Source organism: Streptomonospora halophila (genome assembly GCF_039542725.1).
Classification (GTDB): domain Bacteria; phylum Actinomycetota; class Actinomycetes; order Streptosporangiales; family Streptosporangiaceae; genus Streptomonospora; species Streptomonospora halophila.
The window spans coordinates 113362-134929 of record NZ_BAABIK010000008.1 but is presented as its reverse complement, the minus strand read 5'-3'; the positions used below and the strand labels follow the sequence as shown (position 1 = coordinate 134929).

General features: G+C 70.9%; 19 protein-coding genes and 2 pseudogenes. 16 read left to right on the top strand and 5 right to left on the bottom strand.

Annotation, left to right across the window (positions count from 1 at the left end; translation table 11 throughout):
* Nucleotides 1-98 precede the first annotated feature (98 nt).
* The 6 genes from ABEA15_RS09355 (at nucleotide 99) to ABEA15_RS09330 (ending at nucleotide 7842) form a co-directional block, all read left to right on the top strand.
* Nucleotides 99-1682, top strand: coding sequence for a tripartite tricarboxylate transporter permease (locus tag ABEA15_RS09355; RefSeq protein WP_344143406.1), 1584 nt, complete (start codon nucleotides 99-101; stop codon nucleotides 1680-1682).
* The gene (locus tag ABEA15_RS09350) at nucleotides 1679-2368 is read left to right on the top strand and encodes a tripartite tricarboxylate transporter TctB family protein (RefSeq protein WP_345556311.1); all 690 of its coding nucleotides are present in this window, start codon (nucleotides 1679-1681) and stop codon (nucleotides 2366-2368) included. The genes ABEA15_RS09355 and ABEA15_RS09350 overlap by 4 nt, the downstream gene beginning before the upstream one ends.
* A 1235-nt stretch (nucleotides 2369-3603) precedes the next feature.
* Entirely contained in the window at nucleotides 3604-4935 is a 1332-nt protein-coding gene (locus tag ABEA15_RS09345; protein WP_345556310.1) for a cytochrome P450 family protein, read from the top strand.
* Entirely contained in the window at nucleotides 4908-6047 is a 1140-nt protein-coding gene (locus ABEA15_RS09340; RefSeq protein ID WP_345556308.1) for a cytochrome P450, read from the top strand. The genes ABEA15_RS09345 and ABEA15_RS09340 overlap by 28 nt, the downstream gene beginning before the upstream one ends.
* Nucleotides 6048-6200: 153 nt before the next feature.
* On the top strand, nucleotides 6201-6734 hold the full coding sequence (locus tag ABEA15_RS09335; RefSeq protein ID WP_345556339.1) for a sugar O-acetyltransferase: 534 nt from the start codon (nucleotides 6201-6203) through the stop codon (nucleotides 6732-6734).
* Between the two features lie 400 nt (nucleotides 6735-7134).
* Nucleotides 7135-7842 (top strand): hypothetical protein, encoded by a 708-nt coding sequence (locus ABEA15_RS09330; RefSeq protein ID WP_345556307.1) that lies wholly within the window; start codon nucleotides 7135-7137, stop codon nucleotides 7840-7842.
* 30 nt (nucleotides 7843-7872) lie between these two features.
* On the opposite strand, the pseudogene ABEA15_RS25630 reads toward ABEA15_RS09330, so the two are convergent.
* The 3 genes and pseudogenes from ABEA15_RS25630 to ABEA15_RS09320 all read right to left on the bottom strand — a co-directional run.
* Nucleotides 7873-8041, bottom strand: a pseudogene (locus ABEA15_RS25630) (IS982 family transposase); the annotation flags it as partial.
* Nucleotides 8042-8237: 196 nt separating this feature from the next.
* On the bottom strand, nucleotides 8238-8690 hold the full coding sequence (locus ABEA15_RS09325) for a hypothetical protein (RefSeq protein ID WP_345556306.1): 453 nt from the start codon (nucleotides 8688-8690) through the stop codon (nucleotides 8238-8240).
* Nucleotides 8691-8851: 161 nt separating this feature from the next.
* A complete protein-coding gene (locus tag ABEA15_RS09320; protein WP_345556337.1) occupies nucleotides 8852-9997 on the bottom strand; it encodes a UDP-N-acetylglucosamine--N-acetylmuramyl-(pentapeptide) pyrophosphoryl-undecaprenol N-acetylglucosamine transferase in 1146 nt (381 codons plus the stop codon).
* 240 nt (nucleotides 9998-10237) lie between these two features.
* On the opposite strand from ABEA15_RS09320, the gene ABEA15_RS09315 reads away from it, so the two are divergent.
* From ABEA15_RS09315 to ABEA15_RS09300, 4 genes are all read left to right on the top strand, one after another.
* Nucleotides 10238-10507 carry a hypothetical protein gene (locus tag ABEA15_RS09315; RefSeq protein ID WP_345556305.1) on the top strand — a complete coding sequence of 90 codons (270 nt, stop codon included), beginning with the start codon at nucleotides 10238-10240 and terminating at the stop codon, nucleotides 10505-10507.
* Entirely contained in the window at nucleotides 10500-11132 is a 633-nt protein-coding gene (locus tag ABEA15_RS09310; RefSeq protein WP_345556304.1) for a DUF6879 family protein, read from the top strand. The genes ABEA15_RS09315 and ABEA15_RS09310 overlap by 8 nt, the downstream gene beginning before the upstream one ends.
* Before the next feature lie 14 nt (nucleotides 11133-11146).
* Entirely contained in the window at nucleotides 11147-11890 is a 744-nt protein-coding gene (locus ABEA15_RS09305; RefSeq protein ID WP_345556303.1) for a DUF6082 family protein, read from the top strand.
* 158 nt (nucleotides 11891-12048) lie between these two features.
* Nucleotides 12049-12513 carry a hypothetical protein gene (locus ABEA15_RS09300; protein WP_345556302.1) on the top strand — a complete coding sequence of 155 codons (465 nt, stop codon included), beginning with the start codon at nucleotides 12049-12051 and terminating at the stop codon, nucleotides 12511-12513.
* A 218-nt stretch (nucleotides 12514-12731) separates the two neighbouring features.
* Here ABEA15_RS09300 and ABEA15_RS09295 read toward each other — a convergent pair.
* A pseudogene (locus ABEA15_RS09295) lies at nucleotides 12732-12884 on the bottom strand (ABC transporter ATP-binding protein); the annotation flags it as partial.
* Between the two features lie 1360 nt (nucleotides 12885-14244).
* Between ABEA15_RS09295 and ABEA15_RS09290 the strand changes: the two are divergent.
* Nucleotides 14245-14820, top strand: a complete 576-nt coding sequence (locus ABEA15_RS09290; RefSeq protein ID WP_345556301.1) for a GNAT family N-acetyltransferase — start codon at nucleotides 14245-14247, stop codon at nucleotides 14818-14820.
* 867 nt (nucleotides 14821-15687) lie between these two features.
* Here the strand turns inward: ABEA15_RS09290 and ABEA15_RS09285 are convergent.
* Nucleotides 15688-16050 carry a hypothetical protein gene (locus tag ABEA15_RS09285; protein ID WP_345556300.1) on the bottom strand — a complete coding sequence of 121 codons (363 nt, stop codon included), beginning with the start codon at nucleotides 16048-16050 and terminating at the stop codon, nucleotides 15688-15690.
* 471 nt (nucleotides 16051-16521) lie between these two features.
* Here ABEA15_RS09285 and ABEA15_RS09280 point away from each other — a divergent pair, with 471 nt between their 5' ends.
* The 5 genes from ABEA15_RS09280 to ABEA15_RS09260 all read left to right on the top strand — a co-directional run bounded on the left by ABEA15_RS09280 (nucleotide 16522) and on the right by ABEA15_RS09260 (nucleotide 21559).
* Complete coding sequence (locus ABEA15_RS09280) at nucleotides 16522-17769, top strand: Nramp family divalent metal transporter (RefSeq protein ID WP_344143419.1); 1248 nt, start codon at nucleotides 16522-16524, stop codon at nucleotides 17767-17769.
* 334 nt (nucleotides 17770-18103) lie between these two features.
* Nucleotides 18104-18328 (top strand): hypothetical protein, encoded by a 225-nt coding sequence (locus ABEA15_RS09275; RefSeq protein WP_344143420.1) that lies wholly within the window; start codon nucleotides 18104-18106, stop codon nucleotides 18326-18328.
* A 192-nt stretch (nucleotides 18329-18520) separates the two neighbouring features.
* A complete protein-coding gene (locus tag ABEA15_RS09270; RefSeq protein WP_345556299.1) occupies nucleotides 18521-19081 on the top strand; it encodes a MauE/DoxX family redox-associated membrane protein in 561 nt (186 codons plus the stop codon).
* Nucleotides 19082-19106: 25 nt separating this feature from the next.
* Nucleotides 19107-19649: a TlpA family protein disulfide reductase gene (locus tag ABEA15_RS09265; protein WP_344143423.1), complete on the top strand. Its 543-nt coding sequence runs from the start codon at nucleotides 19107-19109 to the stop codon at nucleotides 19647-19649.
* Nucleotides 19649-21559 (top strand): ABC transporter ATP-binding protein, encoded by a 1911-nt coding sequence (locus ABEA15_RS09260; RefSeq protein ID WP_345556298.1) that lies wholly within the window; start codon nucleotides 19649-19651, stop codon nucleotides 21557-21559. The genes ABEA15_RS09265 and ABEA15_RS09260 overlap by 1 nt, the downstream gene beginning before the upstream one ends.
* Nucleotides 21560-21568: the final 9 nt, after the last annotated feature.

Sequence of the window (21568 nt, the reverse complement as noted above, 5' to 3'; positions counted from 1 at the left end):
GGGTGCTGCGAGCACCCGCCTGAGGGCCGACGGCGGAGGGGGAGGTCCCCCACACGCCGCACCGGCCCACTCGTGACCCCCCAACGCCAGGAGCAACCATGTTCCCAGGTATCGATGAGGCTTTGGCGCAGGTCGTATCACCGACCATGCTGGCGCTGTGCCTGGTCGGCGTCATCGCCGGGATGGCGGTCGGCGCCACACCGGGGCTCAGCGCCACCGTCGGCCTCGCGCTCCTCCTCCCCATCACGTTCACCCTCGACCCCGCCCGCGGACTCGTGCTGATGGGCGCGTTCTACTCGGGCGCCATCTACGGCGGCTCCTTCACCGCCATCCTGGTGAACTCGCCGGGCACCCCCTCGTCGATCGCCACGACCTTCGACGGCTACCCCATGACTCGCAAGGGCCGCAGCGAGGTGGCCATCATCGCGGTGACCACCGGTTCGGTCGTCGGCGGCCTGGTGGGGGTCGTCGGGCTGCTGCTGCTCGGCCCGGCGATCGCCGACGTCGTGCTGGCCTTCGGCCCCCAGGAGTACTTCTGGCTGGGGATCTTCGGCCTGACGATGATCGCCGGCCTGGCCGCGAAGTCGCTGGTGAAGGGCTTCGCAGCGGGGTTCATCGGACTGCTGATCTCCACGATCGGCATCGCGCCGGTGGGCGGCGACGTCCGGTTCACCTTCGGCTTCACGCAGATGCAGGCCGGTGTGCCGCTGATCGTGGCCCTGATCGGCTTCTTCACCATCCCGGCGATGATCGACCTGATGGTGGACCCGGGCTCGCGGGCGGCAGCCATGCGGCGCGAGGCGCGCCGGCGCGAACCGGGGCTGCTCATGCGCACGGTCCGCGACGTGCTCTCGCGCCCGGTCAACCTGGCGCGCTCGGCCGTGATCGGCACCTTCGTCGGCATGCTGCCGGGCGCCGGCGGCAACGTCGCCAACCTCATCGCCTACAACGAGGCCAAGCGGGCCTCGAAGACGCCCGAGGAGTTCGGCACCGGCAAGGTCGACGGCGTGGTCGCGCCCGAGACCGCCAACAACGCGGTGGTGGGCGGCGGGCTGATCCCCCTGCTGACGCTGGGCATCCCCGGCGCGCCCGCCGACGCGGTCATCTTCGGTGTGCTGATGCTGCACGGGCTGCGACCGGGCGCCGACCTGTTCACCGAGCAGGGCTCGCTGACCTTCACGTTCATCCTGGCCCTGGGGGTCTCGGCGCTGCTGCTGGCCCCGGTGGGGCTGATCGTGGGCCGCGGCCTGCAGCGGGCCGTGGTGCGGACACCGACCACCTACCTGGTGCCCGCGATCGCGCTGCTGACGATGATCGGCGCCTACGCGGTGCGCAACAACCCGCTGGACGTGGTGATCATGGTCGCGCTGGGCCTGCTCGGCTACGGCCTGCGCCACCTGGGGCTACCGCCGCCGGCGGTGGTGCTGGGCGTGGTGCTGGGACCGATCATCGAGTCCGGCCTGGGCCAGGGGCTGCTGACGGCCAGCGGCGACGCCCAGCCGTGGCTGTCGTTCTTCACCCGCCCGATCAGCGTCGGGATCATCGCCGTCGTGCTGATCGCCCTGCTGTGGCCGGTGTTGGGCCGGTGGCGCGCGCAGCGGGCGGCGCGTCCGGCGGGCCCGCCGGACGGTCCCGAGACCGGCCGCGGCGCCGAAGGCACGGAGCGGGAGGACGCCCGATGAGTAGAGACGTGATCCGCGACCTGGTCGCCGCGGGGCTGATCCTCGCGGTCGCCGCGCTCTTCTGGACCCGGCAGGACTTCGACACGCCCTCGGACGTGATCTTCCCGCGCTTCGTGCTGGTGGTGCTGATCGTGCTGGCGACGGCCGTCGGCGGCGGGGCTCTGCTGCGCATGCGCAGGGGCGCTTCGCCGACCCGCTCCGGCACGCCGGATGCGGACGCCGCCGGGGAGCTTCCGCCGGAGGCGGCGCGGATGCGCGACCGCAACGAGAACCCGCCGACGGCGGCCGAGGGCGTCCCGGCCGGAACGGCTGCGGCCGCGGCCGAGGCGGCCGGTTCCCCGCACGCCTCCGGAGCGGCCGCAAGGACCGGCGCCGGCGCCGACGAGGCGGAGGACGGCGACGAGGAGGAGCCGGCCGACTCGCCGGGCGAGCGGCCGCGCTGGGCCCTGCCCGCCGCTGCGGCCCTCCTGCTCGCCTGGGGAGCGGCCTTCGGCCTGTTCGGCATCACGCTCAGCGGTGTGGTGGCCTTCGTCCTGGCCGCGGTGCTCATCCGCCGCGGACCGGGCGGCACGCGCCGTCTCCTGCTGGACGTGGCCGTGGCCCTGGTCGTGGTGCTGTTCTGCTGGGCGGTGTTCACGCGGCTGCTCTACGTTCCGCTACCGGTCTCCGTGATCCTCGGGGTCTGATCGGCGGCGGCGCGCGGATTCGCCGGGTACCGGCGCGGCGGCAGCGACCGAGGACGAGTCCGGGAACGGGTGCGCCGATCCCGGGGAGGAGCAACCGCACGAAGAGCGCGGGCGGTCGGCACCGGCGCGGATCGGCCGGGGCCGCCCGCCCGTCAGCGTTTACCGGGGTCAGCGGCCCATCGGGTCGTTCCAGATACCTTTGCCCCACGGCGAGGGCCAGCAGCCTTCGGTCGCCGACCGCGGCGACGGGCTGGACTTTCCGCGTTTCGTGGAGATCCGGATCGTCAGACCCTTCTTGGCCGAGCGGGGCCGCTTTCGCTTGGGAGAGATACCCCAGTTGTCCGGGTTCATCGTCAACCTCCTGGCCGGCCACCGACACGGACGACTCGGCGCATCTGGGAACTGTTCGGACTTGTCGCCCAAGGTAGCACTCGGATTCTTCCGGAGACCGGAAACGGAAGTCCCCCGCGGCGCCGCGTATCCGCCACCGCGCCCGCTCCCCGTGCTCGGCCCCGCTCCTGCGGTCCGACCCGGGCGGCAGGCGCGCCGGGCCCCCTGCGGGGCCGGCGGCCCGGCAGGCCGGAGCCCAGGCGGGCGCGACCGCCGGAGCGCACTCCACTACGCGACGCCGAATACGCAGCGCCTATCCCGGTAGGCAGCGCATCCCGGTCAACGGCGCACGGCATTCTTCGGCCGAGCGCGGCCTCCCCCTCGGCATTCCCGGTGGGCAGTCGGCTCCGGGCCGCGCCGATCGCCTGCGCACCGGCTTCTCCGCAGATTCCATGAATCCGCGATCATCGGCAAGGCGGGGTAACCCGCCACCGTGGGCGGCCGTCTCCCGACTCCTGCCGGGAACGGCCGAGGCCGCCCCCGAGTCCGGCGCACTCCCTCGTGCGCAGAGATCATGAATCCGAAGGGGCCGAACCGCCCACGCGGCGGGCCGCGGTCCCGGGATCAGCGGAAACCGCCGTACCGACACTCTTACTCAGCGCATTCATGCAGGTCGGCGGGGAATATGAATGGGAAGTCGCGGGGTTGCGCAATGGTCGCGGAATTCGACAGAATTCGCGGCGGCGCGCGGGGCGGCGATCGGCCGCCGCAGCGTGCCGGTGCCCCGTTGTCCGTTTCCGGCGCGTATTCCAGAAGTGGACGCCGCTCGCATGCCGGCCCCCGTGCGAGCGCGTCGCGGCCTGCGGCGCGCAGGTCCCCTCCCCTCCCCGCACGGAGCCGCACACATGACCTACCCGAGCCGGCATCCGACCGATGCCCTTCGCCTGCACGATCCGGAGGCGCTGGCCGACCCGCCGGAGGTGTGGGACCGGCTGCTGGAGCGCTATCCCGAGGGGCTCGCGCCCGTCTACCTCAGCGAGGGCGTGCCGGGCTGGCTCATGCTCACGCTGGACGTGCACCAGCAGGTCATGCAGGACCCGGAGACCTTCGCCCGCGACGTCGACCACTGGCGCGACTTCCACAACGGCGTCGTGCCGGAGCGCTCCCCGATGCGGGCCATCTACACCAAGCGGCGCAACGTGTGGAACGAGGACGGCCCCGCCCACAAGCGCTACCGCGAGATCGTCGTGCAGGCGCTGTCGAACATCTCCCACAGGCGGATCGTGTCCCACGTCGAGGAGGTGGTCGACCGGGTCATCGACACCTTCTGCACCGACGGTCGGGCCGACCTCGTCACCCGGTACGCCAGCGTGGTGCCGCTGCTCGTGCTGTGCCGGCTGTACGGCATGGAGCCCCAGGAGGGCGTGGCGGTGTGCTCCGCGCAGCGGCGGGTCTGGGACGGCGCCGAGGACGCGCTGCACGTCCACGCCCAGCTGCAGCGGCGGATGACGGCGCTGGCCCGGCGCCGCCGCGAGGAGCCCGGCGCCGACCTCGTCTCGGAGTTCGTCGCCGCGGGGATGGACGACGAGGAGATCCGCGACCACCTCACGTTCATCACCGCCGCCGCCCACGAGCCGGCCGCGCACACCACCGCCCACGCCCTCTGGCTCCTGCTCGACCGCAAGAGCCAGGTGGTGCAGCTGCATTCGGGCAGCACGGTGCGCGAGGCGGTCAACAGCAGCCTGTGGCACGCGCCGCCGATGCACACTCTGATCGGGCGCTTCGCCACCCGTGACACCGAGGTCGGCGGCTTCACGGTGGCCGCCGGCGACTGCCTGGTGATGGGCTTCGGCCCGGCTCAGCAGCTGCTGAGGCGCGACGAGCGTCTGGACACCGAGACGAACCGCTCCTACATGACCTTCGGACTCGGGCCGCATTCCTGCCCCAGTTCCGGACGCGACCTCGCGCTGGCCATCGCCGAGACGGCCGTGCAGCGGCTCGACCGCCGGCTTCCGGACACGGTCCTGGTCGACGAGCAGTGGCAGGGGGTGGCCGCGGGCCGCCTCAGCGGCGTGGAGTCCCTGCGCGTCGCCTTCACCCCGACCGACCGCATCTACGAAGGAGCGCCGTGGCAACTCACCGCATCGCCGTCGACCCCCGAGACCCCGACCGAGACGCCACCGCGCACGCCCTCTACGCGGCTGGGCCGGTGGCTGAGGTCGATGTGGCCGGAGTGAGGGCGCTGGCCGTCACCCGCCATGAGGAGCTGCGCAGTGTGGTGGCCGACCGCACCGGAACCTTCCTGCGGGGCGGTGCGCAGCAGAACTGGCGGGCGCTGCGCGAGGGCGAGGTCGATCCCGACAGCGCACTGGCGCGGCTGGTCGGCGGCTCCGTCGGCAGTCTGCTCACCCACAACGGCGCCGAGCACACCCGGCTGCGCAAACCGATGCAGACCCGGTTCACCCGGCGGCGGGTGGAGGCGCTGCGGCCGCGGGTGGAAGAGCTCGCCGAGGACCTGCTGGCGGATATGGACGGCGCGGAAAGCGTGGACGTCAAGGACCGGTTCGCCTGGCCGCTGACGGTAGGCGTGCTCGTGGGCCTGCTCGGCGTCGACGAAGAGGACGCCCCCGTCCTCGGCGACATCGCCCGCCGCGTGTTCGAGCTGACCGATCCCGGTGTCTACGCCGACGGGCAGCGGTTCCTGCGGGACCTGGTCGCCAAGCGGCGCGCCGACCCCGGCGACGACTTGGTGAGCGCGCTGGCCACCGCCGAGGAGGAGGAGCGCCTCACCGACGACCAGCTGATCGCCAACGTCTTCCTGCTGGTCATCGCGGGCTTTGAGACCACGATGGGCACTCTGGCCAACGGCGTCCGCGCGCTGCTGACCCATCCCGGCCAGCTGCGCCGCGTCACCGGCGGCGAGGTGGAGTGGCCGACCGCGGTCGAGGAGGTGCTGCGCCGCTACACGTCGGTGAGCCTGCTGCCGGCCGTGTTCGCGACCCGCGACACCGAGGTGGCGGGCGTGCCGGTGCCCGAGAACGAGATGGTGCTGCTGGCCTATGCCGCCGCCGCGCTCGACCCCGCCGCGTGGGAGTCGCCCGACGAGTTCGACGTCGGGCGCGACTCCCGCGGCCACCTGGCTTTCGGGCACGGCCCCCACCTGTGCCTGGGCGCCCCGCTGGCGCGCCTGGAGCTCAACGTCGCCCTCCCCCGCCTGTTCCACCGCTTCCCGGACCTCGCCCTGGACACCGCCCGCGAAGCCGACGGCTCCGCGGCCCCGGTGGAAAGCTGGATGATGACCCACCCCCGACAGCTGTGGGTCCACCCCCATGGCACCGGCGCGCAGTGACGGCCGGGCCCGTCACGCCCGACGGCCGGTAGAGTCCGGGGGCGCAGCGCCCGGTCCCGCCCCGGCGGTGTCCTGCACAGCGGGCCACCGGAGCTCCGCGACCCAGCAGGCGCCGATGTGAAGGAGGCCCGCGTGGCCGGTCAGAAGGACCGCATGCTCGCCGGCGAGCCCTACATCGCCGACGACCCGGAACTGGCCGCGGACCTCCGGCGCGCCGCGCTACTCAGCGAGCGGTTCAACACGGCTCCGGCGGACGACCCGACTGCCGGGCGGGCGGCCCTTAGCGAGCTCCTCGGCGAGCTGGGCGAAGGCGCGGAGATCCGGGCACCGCTGCGGGTGGACTACGGCTACCGGATCAGCATCGGCCCGCGGACGTTCGTCAACGTCAACGCGGTGCTGCTCGATGTCGCACCCATCGCGGTCGGTGCCGATGTGCAGATCGGCCCGAACGTCCAACTGCTGACGCCGACCCACCCGCTCGACGCGGAGCGCCGCCGGGCCAAGTGGGAGGCGGGCGAGCCCATCACCATCGGGGACAACGCCTGGCTGGGCGGCGGGGTGATCGTGTGCCCGGGCGTGGCGGTCGGCGAGAACACGGTGGTCGGCGCGGGTGCGGTCGTCACCCGTGACCTGCCCGCCGGGGTGCTGGCGGTCGGCAACCCCGCACGCGTCGTACGCGAGCTCTGACGCCCGGCCGCGGCGTCGCGCCAAGGGCGCACGAGTCGCGCGGAAGGCGCACGCCGGATGCGGCGGACTCCGGCACCCGCGCCGGCGACGGCCGGCCTCCTGTCGACGACGGCACAGCAGCGCAACTCCCGGTCGCCGAGCCGTGGCAGGGTGTCACGCACCGTTTCCGCCGCCGCTGACCGATTCCGGTCATCCGCGGGGGCGAGGACCGCGGATCCGGGCCTGTGCCCCCGTCCTTCGGACCAGGTCGCAGAAGACAGGGACGCCTCGGGGCCCTGCAGCGCCGGAGGGGCGCCGTTTTCGGGCAACTATGTCCGCGGAGGATCGTCCCCGTTGGGGGAACAATCCCCACAGCCGCCGCAGAATCGGTCATCGCCCAGTGGCAACGGAAGGCTTTGTGATGGACTCGGTACTCCCCTTGGTCCCGGTCGCGGTCGTTGCCATGATCGCGGTCTTCGTCCTCCTGGCGTTCGTTCTGCAGAGAATCCTGCGCAGCCGCAAAGCCGCGCAGTGGTCCGAATGGGCCCGCGAGAACGGGTGGGAATACGCCGAAGACCGGCCCGACATGATCGGGATCCTCGCCACCGCGCTCAACCCGCAGCGGTACAAGGTCCAGCACGTGCTCTCCCGGACCTATCGGGGGCGCTGGGTGTTCACCTACGAGCATCTGGAGAGGGTCCCGCACCGGTCGGACGGCAGCCACGGGACCCGTTATCGCAGGGCCGTGGCCGTGACGCTGCCGGCTCCGGCGCCGAAGCTGGGCATCGGGCCCGAGACCGGCGCCATCTCCATGGAGGACGTGCTCGACCTCGCCGGCTCGTCGATCCTGGATATGGGCCGTCCGAGCTTCGACGCCGCCTGCCGCGTGACAGCCGCCGACGAGGACTTCGCCCGCGCCGTGCTGACGCCCGAGGTGATGGACCGGCTGCTCGCCCGGCACGAACAGGGGCGACCGCCGGTGCGCTTCAACGGCCACTACCTCGCCGCGGCCGAGGAGGGCCGGCTGCAACCCGATGAGGCGCTCCGGGTGGCCGACGAGCTGATCGACCTGCTGGAGGCCGTCCCCGGCCAGGTCTGGCACGGCGGCGCGGCGAGGACCGACACCTAGTTCGTGGCCGGGTGTCGCTGGGGCCCGAGATCAATGGCCGTAAGCGGTCAGGGACCGCGTGACCGGGCCGCCGATCAGCCGGTTGCGCCGGATCGCGGCACTGAGCGCAGATGCGCCGGCACACCCGTGCCCACATGCCCTCGGTGGTGCGCGCGGCGTGGCGCTCCAGCCCGAGCCGGCTCTTCAGCGTCCAGATGATCCTCGATGCGCTGACGCGACCCCGGAACACCACAGCCGACCGGCGGCCCCGCACTCCCGCCGACCGCGAGTCCGGCTGCGCGGGGGAAGCAGGCCGGGGCTCGCGGCGCCGTCCAGCGGGCTCGCTCAGCCGCTCGGCCGGGGTGCGGCCGCCGCGCGGAGGCGGCACCGCCCGGACCGGCGGCGGGCGCCGGGCCTCACCCCGGGCCCCGGCCGCGCCAGTACGCCCACCAGTGCTGAATGTGGGCCGCCTCCGCGGAGAACCGAGGAGCGTCCTTTTCCCGCAGCATGACCGGTGCGACCAGATTGCGCCTGCGGCCGTCCGCCATGACCACCTCCACCACGGTGTTGGCCCGCAAGCGCCTGGTGCGGATCGCGGCCACGTCGCGCCAGGGCAGCGTCCGCAGCCGGATTTCCCTGACCACGATGCCTTGAGGGGTCAGCTTCACGTACCCGTGGGCGAGGTACAGCTGGAGCATCAGCGCCATCAGCAGGAGCGTCTGCGACGACGCGAGGATCGCGGTGGTCGGACCGGGCAGTCCGGCCGCGGCGGTGACCGCGAGCAGGACGAGGAGCAGCCCCGACAGCACGGCGTAGACGGCCGTCAGGAGCCCCCGCCTGGGGTTCGCGAACTTCGGCTGGTCGTACACGGGGACCGACTCTCGCACATCCGCCCCCGCCCCTCGCCACCCCCGAGGCTCCCGCGCCACGGCGCGGCCGCGACCACCGGCCCGGCCGCCCGGGTCCGCCCGGGGACCGCGCCCGGGTCCGGGCCCGCCTCCCCGTCAGCCCACGTCGTCTCCGCGTCGGCTCACGTCGCCTCCGCGCCGAGCACCACGTCGACCAGCCGGTCGGCGGCGTCGGGGCGGCCGTGTCCCTTCGCCCGCTCCGCGACGGCGGCGCGGCGATCCGGGTCGGTGAGCAGGGGCTCCAGCTTCTCCCGGAGCCGCTCGGCCGACACCTCGTCCAGGAGGGCGGACGCGGCTCCCGCCTCCTGGAGGTGGCGGGCGTTGTGCCGCTGCTCGTCGCCCGCCGACGACGCCAGCGGAACGAACACGGCGGCCTTGCCGAGAGCGGTCAGCTCCGCAATGGTCCCGGCGCCGCTGCGCGAGATCACGACATCGGCCATCGCCAGCACGTCGGGCAGCTCTGGGCCGACGAACGCGGTCACGTGGTGGCGGGCCGCCTGCGCGGCGTCGAGGTCGCGCGTCGCCTCGCGCAGGTCGCCGACGTTGGCCTCGCCGCACTGGTGCACCACGTTGGCCCGCTCCAGCAGCCACGGCAGCAGGGCGCGGACGGTGGAGTTGATCTGCACCGACCCCTGCGCTCCCCCGGTCACGTAGACCGTGGGCAGGTCCGGGTCGTGGCCCTCGAAGCCCAGGCCTTCCGCGCCCCGCTCGGCCCTGCCCTCCAGCACCGCCGGGCGCACCGGGTTGCCGGTGACGACCGCGCTCCCGCGGGCCGAGCCGGGCAGCAGCTTCAGCGTGGACTCGGAGGTGACCGCCATGCGGGCGCCCGCACGCGCGAGGAGCCTGTTGGCCAGGCCAAGCAGCACCGTCTGCTCGTGCACGACCAGCGGGCGGCGCGCCATCCGGGCGGCCAGACCGACCGGCACGGCGACGTAGCCGCCGGTGGCCAGCACGACGTCGGGCCGGAAGTCGGATACGACCCGGCGGGACTGCAGGACTCCGCGGAACGCGCTGCCCATGTCGCGGATGTTCTCCGGCGACACGAGCCTGAGCGGGTTCTTCGCGCGCCGGACCTTACCCGTGGCGACCGCCTGGAAGGGGATCCCGTTCGCCTCGGCCACCCGCCCCTCCAGGCTGTCCTCGGCGCCCACCCACAGCACGTCCAGCGCCCGCCCCTGGGACTCCAGCCGCGCCCGCAGCGCGTTGACGGCGGTCAGCGCGGGATAGGTATGGCCTCCCGTTCCCCCGCCGGTGACGATCAGACGCATCGCGCGCGGGGATTCGGAGTCGTTCACAGTTGTCCTCTCTCAATGGCGGCGGCGCCCCGTAGGACGCCGCCCAGCGGGCGCTGGTGCCCGGGACGACAGGGAGAGCCACATCACCCACCGGACCGCTCCGTGCCTCGTTTCGGGCCGGGCGGGTAAGGCACCCGAATCCGAGGACGCTGTGTAACGATCTGGGGAGCGGGCACGTCAATACACCCCGTCAGCCTCAAGCGAGGAGCCGGCATGGAGCGTCCGTGGGACGTCAACCCTTCTGCCAGATTCAAGCGGCGCCTCGGGAAGACGGCGGCCGAGTTGGGCGACAGCCGCATCGGCAAGGACTGCCCCGAAATCTGGGAGCTGGACGACGGCGATGTGGCCGTTATCGGGCGCGATGCTACCGCTCTTCTGGCCGACCGCATTCCGGAAGTGGTCAGCATGGCGCCCGACGAGCGCATCGTCGTCGTTCCGGGCGACCAGTTCCGCTCTACCGTCCCGGACGTCCTCGATGACTGACAGTATTTTCGATCGCATCCGTTCGGCCGAGGGTCTTCTCCTCGACCGGCCGACGTACCACGCCGACAGCGACGACGAGGAGAAGAAGCTCGACGGCGGCGTGGTCTGGAAACTCGAACGCGCCCAGTTCTTCAACGAGGTGGGCGACGAGGCCTGGGACGCCTTCGTGGCCGGCGACTGGGCGCGTGTTCTGGAGATCTTCGAGAGTGAGCGGGCGGCGATCCGCAGGGATGTGGCCCGCTACGGGAGGCAGGGAGTCCGGTTCCGACGGCTGCGGATCGTCGGGGACCCTCCGACGCCCTACCTCCAGTGGGAGTCCCACAGCCACCGGATCTTCGTCGAGTGCGGCCACGACATCCGCGCACTCGACGCCGCGGAGGTGGCCGGCCTCGAACGCGCGGCCGCGCTGCCCGAGCTGATGGTCTACGGCGATTGCGTCCTCTACCAGGTCCGCTACGACGAGGGGTGGACGCCGATCGGCGCGAAGCGTGTCGACGACCGCGACCTGGTGACCGAGGCGGCAGCGGCCGTCGCCGCACTCTGGAAGCGCAGCGAGCCCTTCCCGGACTACTTCCGCCGCTGCATCGCAGAACTTCCGGCTCCCCAGCCCGCAGGCGGGGACTGATTGAATAGGGCGCCGTGCGTAGACGAGTAGACCGAGGCGCGGTCGGGGTCAGGTACCTGACGACGATTCTGATCATCGTCCTTGCGAGTGTGGTCCTGGTCGTCGCTTCCCCGCTCGCTCTCACGCTGTTCCGCGGAGAGCGCTCGGAATGGGAGCGGCTCAGCTTCATCGGCCAGACTTACGGCGCGGTCGCGGCGCTGATCTCGGTGTTCGCGCTGGTCGGGATCGTGCTGACGCTCGTCTACCAGGCGCGCGACACGCACCGCGCCGTTGAGGAGGCCCGGCGACAGGCCATGGGCGAACTGCTGCGGATGGCTATGGACGACCCGGACCTCGACGCCTGCTGGGGGCCGGTACCGCGGGACGAGGACCCGAAGGTCCGCAAGCAGCAGCTCTACACGAACATGATCGTCTCGCAATGGTCGAGCGCCTTCGAGACCGGCGCCCTGCCGGAGGCGCGGCTGCGCGCTGTCGCCGCCGAGATGTTCGGCGGCGAGGTCGGCTACGCCTACTGGACCGAGGCGCGGGAGGCGCCGTCCATGACCGAGGGCACGCGCAGCGAGCGCCGATTCGTCGCGATCCTGGACGAGGTCTACCGGGGTACCGCTCCTCCGGCCGTGGGCGGCTCGGCGCCCGAGGACGCGTCCCGTGCCACCGGGAGGAGATGCCGTCGCGCATGGCTCGCGATCGGCGCGGCGGCCGTCGGATCCGCCGGTGCGGCGGCGGTCGGCGCTTGGATCCACAGCCGCCGCCGCTGACGCCCGCCACTCGGATTCGGCAAGGGGGCGGGTGGGCTTGGAGGGGGTTGTGGTCGGAACCGGTGCTCACCCTGATTCGCATGGCGGGCCGCCGCTGTAGCTTTTCTGGGACCGGCGGACGGCTGAGGCCGCTGTGAGACCAGGGTGGAGTGGTTCCGATGCGCGGCGCGGAGCGGGCGGTTGCGGCGGCGGCCGTTGTCGCGATGACCGCCGGCGTGGTGGCGGGCTGCGGCGGAGACGGCGGCGGCGCCGACACGCCGGCGTCGGGCCCGCCCACCGCGGACGCGGGAGGCAGCACGGCGCCGTCGCCCGAGCAGGCGTCCGAAGGCGGGATGAACGGGGTCTGGGAGTCGGCCGACGACAGCGGCATACGAACCCTCACCGTAGTCGGCGAGATGGTGCGCACGGAAGGCGACCCGGCCTGCCCCGGCACGCTGACCCCCGCGCAGTCCGGCAGCACCGCGCGCATCGAACTCGACTGCGAGCCGCCCGATCCCGGCCACGAGGCGGGCACGGCCGCGCTGAACGCCGAGGACGACCACCTCATCGTCACCTGGGACGACGCGGACGGGATGCCCCAGGCCTTCACCCGCACCGAGGAGAAGCCGGTCATCGAGGAGTGAGGCCGCTCGGCCGTCCCGCTTCCGGCCGCCCCTCCGCCTGCCCCGCCCGCTGCACCCGCTGCACCCGCTGCACCCGCACGGAGATACGCCCGTCGCCGTCCAGCAGCACCGCCTCAAACGCACGGTCCCGGTCGCCGCCGAGACCTTCAAAGCGACCGGATTCGCTCCTGCGCGGCGGCGGGGAACGGACGCCCGTCCTCGGGCAACACGACGGCGTAGTCGGCGTAGACGACCTCGGGCACCGGCAGTATGGCATGGCGACGGCGACGCGCTGCTCACCGCCGGACAGCTTGGCGGGCAGGTGGTCCAGCCGATCGGCGAGGCCGGTGACCTCGACGATGCGGTCTGAAGCGCGCGCGGTCGGCGGCGCGGCTCAGCCACGGACTGCCCCCGCCCGGCGCGCGAGCTTTCGCGAACGGCTGGAGGACCCGGTCCTGCACAGGCCTGCCGGCACGATACGGCGCAGACACGACCGCACCGCTCACCGCAGCCTCGGGCCGGTCGCCGCGGCTGCACCGGGGAGACACCGCCTCCCTCGACGGACCCACCGGAGTCTTCCCCGCGAGCGAGGCGCTGAGCGGCGGAGCGTAGAGGTCGGGGCCCGGGAACGGGTGCGCGCATCGGGGGACGCATCGGCTTCGGGTCCGCGGAGGTGGCAGCGCCCGGCGAAGGGAAGCCGAAGGAAGGCGGAGGGAAGGGAGCTGGGTACGCGCACTCAGGCGCACGCAGGTCGCGGCGGGCCTGGCCCATCGGAAACGGCGCGAGGACACGACCCCTGGACGCTTAAGGAGCAGACAATCCGGGCATTCGGGGCGCCCACGCGGTCAAGGGGCGCGACGAAACCGTCCTAATCCTTGCTACGGCGCTTCGACGCTCCGCATCAGTCCTGCAAGCACAGACGTTGATCCCCCTATGTCCGTATTGCACCCCAGGCAAGACGCCGCCCGTCAGTTTCGGCAGCGACGAGACCCGCCAAGTACACGCCTGACAGTCCTCTGAGTGCGGATTCGGGCACTCTCGTCGCCACGCGGGCGCCCTTGAACGCCAAAAATTGGACAAATGAGGCATAGTTACCTCAGCTTTTCCGGATTGCGGAATTCGTGGGTGGCGTGCCATGCCGATCGCTGGTCCGGCTGCACTCGCGCGCCCAACGGGATCGCCTGACGCGCCGATATGCACCAAATACCTCATCCGGGCGGTTTTGGAAATGATCTCACCCGGATCAGGACACTCGCCCCCGTACCGCCCACTTCGAGGGAATCTTCGCCGAGGCACGACGATCACCGGCAGCACCCGAACCGGCCACCGCAGGCCCCATCACCCACCGCCCTCGCCGCCTCGCCGGGCGCGCAACCGGCGAGCACCCGGCGCGCTGGGCTCGGGCCCCACCACCCGCCGCCTTCGCCGCCCCCGCCGGACACGCAACCGAAGGCGGGCGAAGCGGCGACTGCCCGCTCAGCTCCTGCCGACCTCACTGCCCGCGGCTTGTTTCAATGGCGAGCACCCGAACCGACAGCCGCAGGCCCCACCACCCGCCGCCCATGCTGCCGGGTCGCCTCGATCGCGCGCGAGCACTCGAACCCGCACCCGCCGGCCGCATCCCATCCCGCATCCCCGGCCCGATTCGGTGGGTGCTCCTCGTCGACCTACCGTGGGACCGTGCCAGGATCGACCGCGCCCCCATCGACCGAATGGCCCGCCGCAGTCCCCCTCTCCACCGAACGACTCCGGTTGGAGCCTCTCCGCGTGGAGCACGCGCGGGAAGCGTTCCCGCTGTTCAATGACGAGCACCTCCACGCCTGGACCGGCGGTATGCCCGCCTCTCTCGACGAGCTCACCGCCCGCTATCGCCGCCAGGCGGTCGGCCGGTCCCCCGACGGGACGCAGGGGTGGCTCAACTGGATACTGCGCCGCGATTCCGACGGACTGCTCGTCGGCACCGTGCAGGCCACGCTTCACCGCTCACCCCTTTACGGCCCCCTTCACGGCCCCCTCTACGAACGCCTCTTCGGCCGCCTCCTCGGTCCCCTCTCCGAGCCCTTCTCTGGACCCTACGGCCCCCTCCGGCGGCCAAGGTTGGAGGCGGAACTCGCATGGATGGTCGGAACCGACCACCAAGGCCTCGGCTACGCACGCGAGGGTGCGCTCGCCATGGCGCGGTGGCTGGCGACACCCGGGGTCGTGCGCCTGACCGCGCACATCCGCCCGGGGCACAGGGCGTCGGAGGGTGTCGCGCGGTCATTGGGGCTGGCGGCGACTGATGCCGTGTCGGACGGCGAGACCGTGTGGGCGTCCGCTGCACCGTGAGGTGCCGACGGCGAACCCGAGGCCCGCCCGGCTACATAGCCCTTAAAGAGGCGCCATTGGGTATGCCTTGGAGATGACCGCGATCGCCATGATGCGGTGACCTGTATCAACGCTCCGGCCAGACGACTTTGAATCGGCCCTGGCGTCTTCCGGGTGAAGCGGTAAGAGGAACCATCGCTGCTGGAGAGGGCACAGCGGCCTTCTTAACTGCGCTCGAACCGGTCCGCCGAGGAGTCGCCTCGGGTGCGATCCGGTAAAGAAAATGGCCCACAACGCGCGTTGCGACTCCAGTGCCGAGCACCTTCTACCACTGCGCAACCCACGCCCTTGGTGAACCGACGATGAATGCGAGTCGCCGATTTTTTCGCCGCAAGCACAGCGAACTGCCTGAGCGAATTGGAACTCAACCGGTTCGGACAATGCCGCGTGACCGCTCTCATACCGAGCGATTCCCTCAGGTGCGGGGCGGGGCGCCAGCGTCCGACATGCTTGCATACCCTCAGCCTAGGAGCCAAGGCGGAATCCCAGGCCCGGACAAGTGGGCCAGTCGGGAGGAAACAAGGTGTCTCACTGAATCATATGGCAGGGGATCTCGAACTCCCGACATCATCCGACACCGGCCCGCATGGCTTTAAAGCACGAGGAAACCGAGCTCTTCCCGACAGACCGCGGGAACGACAGAGCCCCTCGGGCCGATACGCTGAGTTCCAACGGCCACCGCCGAGGGCTTCGTTGTCTTCGCAGACATCGACTATCAGGCGGTGGCCGTCTGCGTGTCCGGAGAAATCCCAGGTCATGATCCTGTGGATCGGCCAGCCCCGACACAACGATCAGGGATCAGACGACCCGGACCTACAACCAGGCGCTTCAGCAGGCAGGAATCCCCGGGTAGGAGAGGTAATGGGCGCTGTACGTGTAATGCCAAGCCCCGGTGCGGTACCAGTAGTTGCCGTAGCTGTTTTGGAGTCGGCACTGAATGAAGATGGCGTTTCCGGCCTGGACGGTGCCGATCTTGTGGCTGCTCCCATAGGGCTTGGTGCGGAAGGGAGCATCCTCCGCCGCCACGATCTTAATGCTCGCCGCCTGCGCTTCCTCCGCGCCGGCTGCGGCCGAACCCGACAGTTCTCCCGCCGAAGGGGATACCGAGGCTGCCGCCGGAACCGCCGAAAGAGACAGCGCAGCAGCGAACGAAGCGATGAGCACGGACGACTTCAAGAATCCATCTTTCACAAAGCACTCCCAATAAATAGCCGTAACCACCGCACTGTGGCATCGACTCCGCGACGAATCTTCTCCCGATCGGGGAATCGAATACAACCAAGGCGCCCCCCGGGGAGTCAAGTGCAAAAACAACGAAACCCGAAAAATGAAATTTGAAAAAAATTATTCACATCCATTGGTGCAGAGGCCGTAAAGCACGTAGCGGCGCCGCGTTTGCGCAGGCAGGCGACACGGAAGGCCACGACGCAGGCTTTCTGCACCGGATACGCCGAATGACAGTGCAAGAAGAAACTCGCGCTCCTCGCCACCGGATCCCTAACGTGTCCCGGGTAATTCCGGCGGAACCAGTGGTTGCCGAGAGACGCGAGCAGGGTGGAGCGGGACCCGTGATCCGGGCTCCGCTCCAGGCAGGAACGTCAGCGATCGGCGACCACCGGCACCGGACCGGTCTCACCCACAGACCAGTCCTAAGGGGCGCACTTGCTGCGAACTGAGCAACGCACGACCAGTTGGAAGCTCATCGGGCCCGGCATCGTCGTCGCCGCCACCGGCGTCGGGGCCGGCGACATGGTCGCCAGCCTCGTGGCAGGCGAGAAGTTCGGATACGCACTGCTCTGGGCGGTCGTACTCGGCTGCATCGTGAAGATCGCCCTGGCCGAGGCCGCGGGCCGCTGGCACCTCGCAACCGAGCAGACCATCTTCGACGGCTGGCGCAGCATGGGCGTCTGGACGTTCGCCTTCTTCGGCCCCTACATCGTCATCTGGGGGTTCGTCTACGGTGCCTCGGCGATGTCCGCGACGGCTCTGCCACTCGCCGCACTGTTCCCCTCGGTCCCGCTCTGGGTGTTCGCGATCCTCGCCGGAATCTCGGGACTGGTCTTCGTCTGGTTCAACCAGTACGCCGTGTTCGAGAAGGTCATGACCGCCCTTGTCGGCGTCATGTTCGTCACCGTCGTCGGCCTGGCGGTCTACATCGGGCCCGATTTCGGGGCGCTGGCCGCCGGGCTGGTGCCGTCCAGCCCGGACGAGTCGCTGTTCAACACCCTGGGCCTCATCGGCGGCGTCGGCGGAACCATCACCATGGCGGCCTACGGTTTCTGGGTCAACGCCAAGGGGTGGCGCAACGCGGCCTGGATCAGGATGATGCGCTTGGACAACCGGGTCGCCTACATCACCACCGGCGTCTTCGTCGTCGCGATGCTCATCGTGGGCGCGGAGATGCTCAGCGCCGGCCGGGTGGCCCTGGCCGAAGGGAGCGAGGGCCTGGTCAGCCTCGCCGATGTGCTGGAGGAGAGGTTCGGCCGGATCGTCTCGGTCGTGTTCCTCATCGGCTTCTTCTCCGCCGCCTATACCTCGATCATCGGCGTGTGGCACGGGGTGAGCCTGATGTTCGCCGACTTCGTGGGCAACATCCGCGGCAAGGCCAACCGTCCGGTGGAGGAGCGGGAGACCAGCTGGGAGTTCCGGGCCTACCTGCTCTGGCTGACCTTCCCGCCGATGCTGCTGCTGGCGGTCGGCAAGCCGGTCCAGCTGGTCATCGCCTACGGCGTCCTCGGCTCCGCGTTCATGCCCTTCCTCGCCTTCACCTTGATGTGGCTGCTGAACTCCCAGCGGACGCCGCAGGAGTGGCGCAACGGGATCGTCAGCAACGTCGGGCTCACCATCGCCGGAGGACTGTTCCTCGTCCTGTGCGCCAACGAGATCCTGGGCCGGCTCGGTGTCACCTGAACGCGGCAGCCGACCGCCGGCCTGAACGCGGCGGAGGGGGCACGGCCGCGGGGAAGCGCGCGCCCTCCGCCGTCCGGACGCTCCCAACGAGCCGGGGCCTCCGAGGGAGCCGAACCCGCGCGCGAGAAATGTGCTCCAGTGGGTTCCGATGCGGTCGAGCGGTTTTCGGATAAAACTGTTTCCGCCGCTCGAGCGCGTTTGATGCATGCCTTTATCGTCGTCCCATCAGGGCTTGCGGTGATTTGAAAAAAATTCCGCCAACACCTTGATCGTGGCCGCGGGCATGTTAATTTAATTGCGCACGCCCCACCGCAATAAGAAAGGAATGTTCTGCATGAAGATCATGGATTCCGTCTCCCGGATCGGTGACCGGATGCTCGCGAGCGTCGTCCCCGAGGCCACGGCTCAGGCCGACCAGTTCGAGTGCTCCTGGGAGCAGTCGTGCCGGCTCCCCTACTGCGGGAGCAACGTCTTCCTGACCCTGTACAACCGCAAGGTCTGCGCGGGCACCTGGGAGCCCAGCTACGGCCCCTGGGAGCGTGTCGGCTGCTACTGCTAGGCGCCGGCCGAGCCTGATCCCGCTGCCGCCGGGACCGTGAACCGGCCGTCCGTCCGGCGGCGGCGTCCTCCGGATTCGGGTTCCGCACCCCCCGGAACCCGAATCCGGTATTCGAGTCCGCGTGGCCCCCGGTCCCGCAAACGCATCGCATTCACCACCGCCGGTGCACGTGAGAAAGAACGAGGTCTGCGCATGCTGCCTTACGCGGCTCTGGCATTGCAGATGGCGGTCGCCGGAGTATTCCTGGTGTCAGCGGTGGCCAAATTCCGGCCGACCGCGAATGAGGAGACATGGTCGATTCTGGCGGGCCTGCTGCCGGTGCGGCGATTTCCGGTGCGGGCCGCGTCACGGGTACACGCCGCCGCCGAACTGGCCCTGGGGCTCACGCTCCTCGGCGGCCTCGCCGCGGGTACCGTCCTGCGCGCCGCGGCGCTGTCGGCGGCCGCCCTGCTGCTCTCGGCGTTCACCGCTCTGGCCGCCTACGCGGCCCGGTCGCAGACGGCGATCCCCTGCTCGTGCTTCGGACGTTCGAGCTCCCTGCTGGGGTGGTCCCACGTCTGGCGCAACCTCGTGCTCACCGGCGTGGCGCTGTCCGGCCTGGTCTGCACGGTCGCGGCCGACCCGGGGGCGCCGGTCCGGCCGGGAGGCGCCGCCATCGCCGCCGTCGTCGCACTCGTCGTCACGGCGCTGACCGTCTTCTATGACGACATCGTCGACCTGTTCGGCACCCCGGACCGGCTGCAGCGCGTCTAGACCCGACCTGAGAGTGGAAGGCACCATGGAGATCCTCGTTGGATTCGTCGTACTGATCGGCGCCGTCGCACTGGTCAACCTGCTGCTGACCTTGGCAGTGGTCCGCCGGCTCCGCCTGATGAGCGAGCAGCCCACCACTCGGTCGGCGGCGCCGCCGGAGCTGGACGAGCTCCCCGCCGGCCGCCCGGTTCCGCCCTTCCGCGGCCGCACGCTCACCGGCGAGCCGATCGCCGCGGACGACCTGCTCGGCCACGAGACGGTCTTCGCGTTCTTCGACACCGGGTGCTCGGTGTGCAAGACGACGATCCCCAAGCTGGTCGGCCACGCCGACGCGAACGGCCTCAAGCCGGGCCAGGTCGTGGTCGTCATCGGCGACGGGGGAGGCGAGCCCGATGAGTACGCGCGGGAGCTGGACGGCGCGGCGACGGTGATCGTGGAGCCGCGGCTGGGGCCGGTCGCCCAGGAGTTCGGGATCCAGGGGGTTCCGGCCTTCGTCCGGGCCGACGCCGAGGGCGTCGTCATGCGTTCGGGGACCTCCGTCGCCGCGCTGGCGCCGGTGAGCGCCTGATGGCGGTGGCGCAGACGGCCGGGTCCGGCGGCCGCGCGGGGCTCGGCGAGTCCGTGCGGCGGATGGGGCACGCGCTCGCTCTGGCCTGGCGGGCCGGCCCCTTCACGGCATCGCTGTATCTGGTCACGACCGTGGTCCTGGGACTGTTGCCGGCCGGGGTCGCCCTGCTGACCAAATGGCTGATCGACGCCCTGCAGTTCACCGGCACAGCGGCACCGGCCCCCACTCCGTCGGGACCCGGGATCTCCCCGATGGTGCTGGTCGTGCTCATCGGCCTGATGGGCCTGGTGCAGGCGGTCGGTTCCTACCTCTCGACCTACCTGACCTCGCGGATCAAGCGCGGCGTCACACTGGTGGTCCAGTATCGGCTCTACTCGGCGGTGAACCGCTTGAAGGGCGTGCGGAGGTTCGAGGATCCTGCCTTCCGGGACCGGCTGCGCCTGGCCCAGCAGGCGGCGAGCACTGCACCCGACGCGGTGATCCAGGCGCTGTTCGGCGCTCTGCAACGACTTCTGACGATCACCGGTTTCCTGGGCGTCCTCGTGGCGATCAGCCCGGTCATCACCGTCATCACCATCATCGCGGCGCTCCCGGCCCTGTTCGTGCACCTGTCGATCAGCCGCCAGCAGGCGTCGATGATGTGGCGGATGAGTCCGCGTACCCGGCGCCGGCTGTTCTACCAGACCCTGATGCTCGACCTGGCCGCCATCAAGGAGACCCGGCTCTTCGGCGCGGGCGGCTTCCTCCTGGGGCGGATGCACGACGAGACGGTCAGCGTCAACAACGCGGAGGAGCGGCTGGACCGCAAGGTCCTGCTCACGCAGGGACCGCTGTCGGTGCTGAGCGCGCTCGTCGCCTCGGGCGGCCTGGTGTGGATGATCGCCGCGACCATGCGCGGCGAGTTCACCATCGGCGACGTCTCGGCGTTCATCGCGGCCGTCGCCGGTGTGCAGGGGGCCATGGCGATGATCGTCACCGACATCACCCGGGGGTACCAGTCCCTGCTGATGCTGGGCCACTACGTCGACGTGGTCCGGGTGGGGCCCGACCTTCCCGTCCCGGCGGATGCACGGCCCGTTGCACCGCTGCGCGGCGAGATCCGGCTCGACGACGTGTGGTTCCGCTACACCGACGACGGCCCCTGGGTGATCCGCGGCCTCTCGCTGACGATCCCGGCCGGTAGTACCCTCGCGGTCGTCGGCCTGAACGGCGCGGGCAAGAGCACCCTGGTCAAGCTCCTGTGCCGGATGTACGACCCGACCTACGGCAGCATCCGCTGGGACGGCGTGGATATCCGGGAACTGTGCGTGGACGGCCTGCGCTCCAGAATCAGCGCGGTCTTCCAGGACTACATGTCCTACGACCTCTCGGCCCGGGAGAACATCGGCATCAGCTCCCTGGAGCACATGGACGACTCCGACCGGATCGACGCGGCGGCGCGGGACGCGGGAGCCGCCGACTTCGCCGCGGCACTCCCCCGCGGTTACGACACCATGCTCTCCCGCATGTTCCATCAGGACGAGGGAGACGGATCCGACGGGGTGACGCTGTCCGGCGGGCAGTGGCAGCGGTTGGCGATCGCGCGGGCGCTGATGCGCCGGGGACGGGACCTGCTGTTCCTGGACGAGCCGATGTCCGGGTTGGACGCGGCGGCCGAGCAGGACCTCCACGACCGCCTGCGGGTGCTCCGCGCGGGCGCGACGACGGTGTTGACCTCGCATCGCCTCGGCACCCTGCGCTACGCGGACCGGATCGTCGTGGTGCAGGAGGGCCGGATCACGGAGGAGGGCGGGCACGACGCGCTGATGGCGGCCCAAGGGGAGTACGCCCGCCTCTTCTCCCTCCAGGCGGCCGACTACGCGGACGCCGACACGCCGGTGCGCGATGCGTCGAACGCGCTTGCAACGTAGGGATCGGGG

What these genes read in the sequence shown, in the direction of transcription:
- ABEA15_RS09355 (WP_344143406.1), top strand. Translation starts at nt 99, where the DNA reads ATGTTCCCAGGTATCGATGAGGCTTTGGCGCAGGTCGTATCACCGACC.
- ABEA15_RS09310 (WP_345556304.1), top strand. Translation starts at nt 10,500, where the DNA reads ATGACTGACAGTATTTTCGATCGCATCCGTTCGGCCGAGGGTCTTCTC.
- ABEA15_RS09330 (WP_345556307.1), top strand. Translation starts at nt 7,135, where the DNA reads ATGGACTCGGTACTCCCCTTGGTCCCGGTCGCGGTCGTTGCCATGATC.
- ABEA15_RS09335 (WP_345556339.1), top strand. Translation starts at nt 6,201, where the DNA reads ATGCTCGCCGGCGAGCCCTACATCGCCGACGACCCGGAACTGGCCGCG.
- ABEA15_RS09315 (WP_345556305.1), top strand. Translation starts at nt 10,238, where the DNA reads ATGGAGCGTCCGTGGGACGTCAACCCTTCTGCCAGATTCAAGCGGCGC.
- ABEA15_RS09275 (WP_344143420.1), top strand. Translation starts at nt 18,104, where the DNA reads ATGAAGATCATGGATTCCGTCTCCCGGATCGGTGACCGGATGCTCGCG.
- ABEA15_RS09350 (WP_345556311.1), top strand. Translation starts at nt 1,679, where the DNA reads ATGAGTAGAGACGTGATCCGCGACCTGGTCGCCGCGGGGCTGATCCTC.
- ABEA15_RS09300 (WP_345556302.1), top strand. Translation starts at nt 12,049, where the DNA reads ATGCGCGGCGCGGAGCGGGCGGTTGCGGCGGCGGCCGTTGTCGCGATG.
- ABEA15_RS09260 (WP_345556298.1), top strand. Translation starts at nt 19,649, where the DNA reads ATGGCGGTGGCGCAGACGGCCGGGTCCGGCGGCCGCGCGGGGCTCGGC.
- ABEA15_RS09270 (WP_345556299.1), top strand. Translation starts at nt 18,521, where the DNA reads ATGCTGCCTTACGCGGCTCTGGCATTGCAGATGGCGGTCGCCGGAGTA.
- ABEA15_RS09345 (WP_345556310.1), top strand. Translation starts at nt 3,604, where the DNA reads ATGACCTACCCGAGCCGGCATCCGACCGATGCCCTTCGCCTGCACGAT.
- ABEA15_RS09320 (WP_345556337.1), bottom strand. Translation starts at nt 9,997, where the DNA reads ATGCGTCTGATCGTCACCGGCGGGGGAACGGGAGGCCATACCTATCCC.
- ABEA15_RS09265 (WP_344143423.1), top strand. Translation starts at nt 19,107, where the DNA reads ATGGAGATCCTCGTTGGATTCGTCGTACTGATCGGCGCCGTCGCACTG.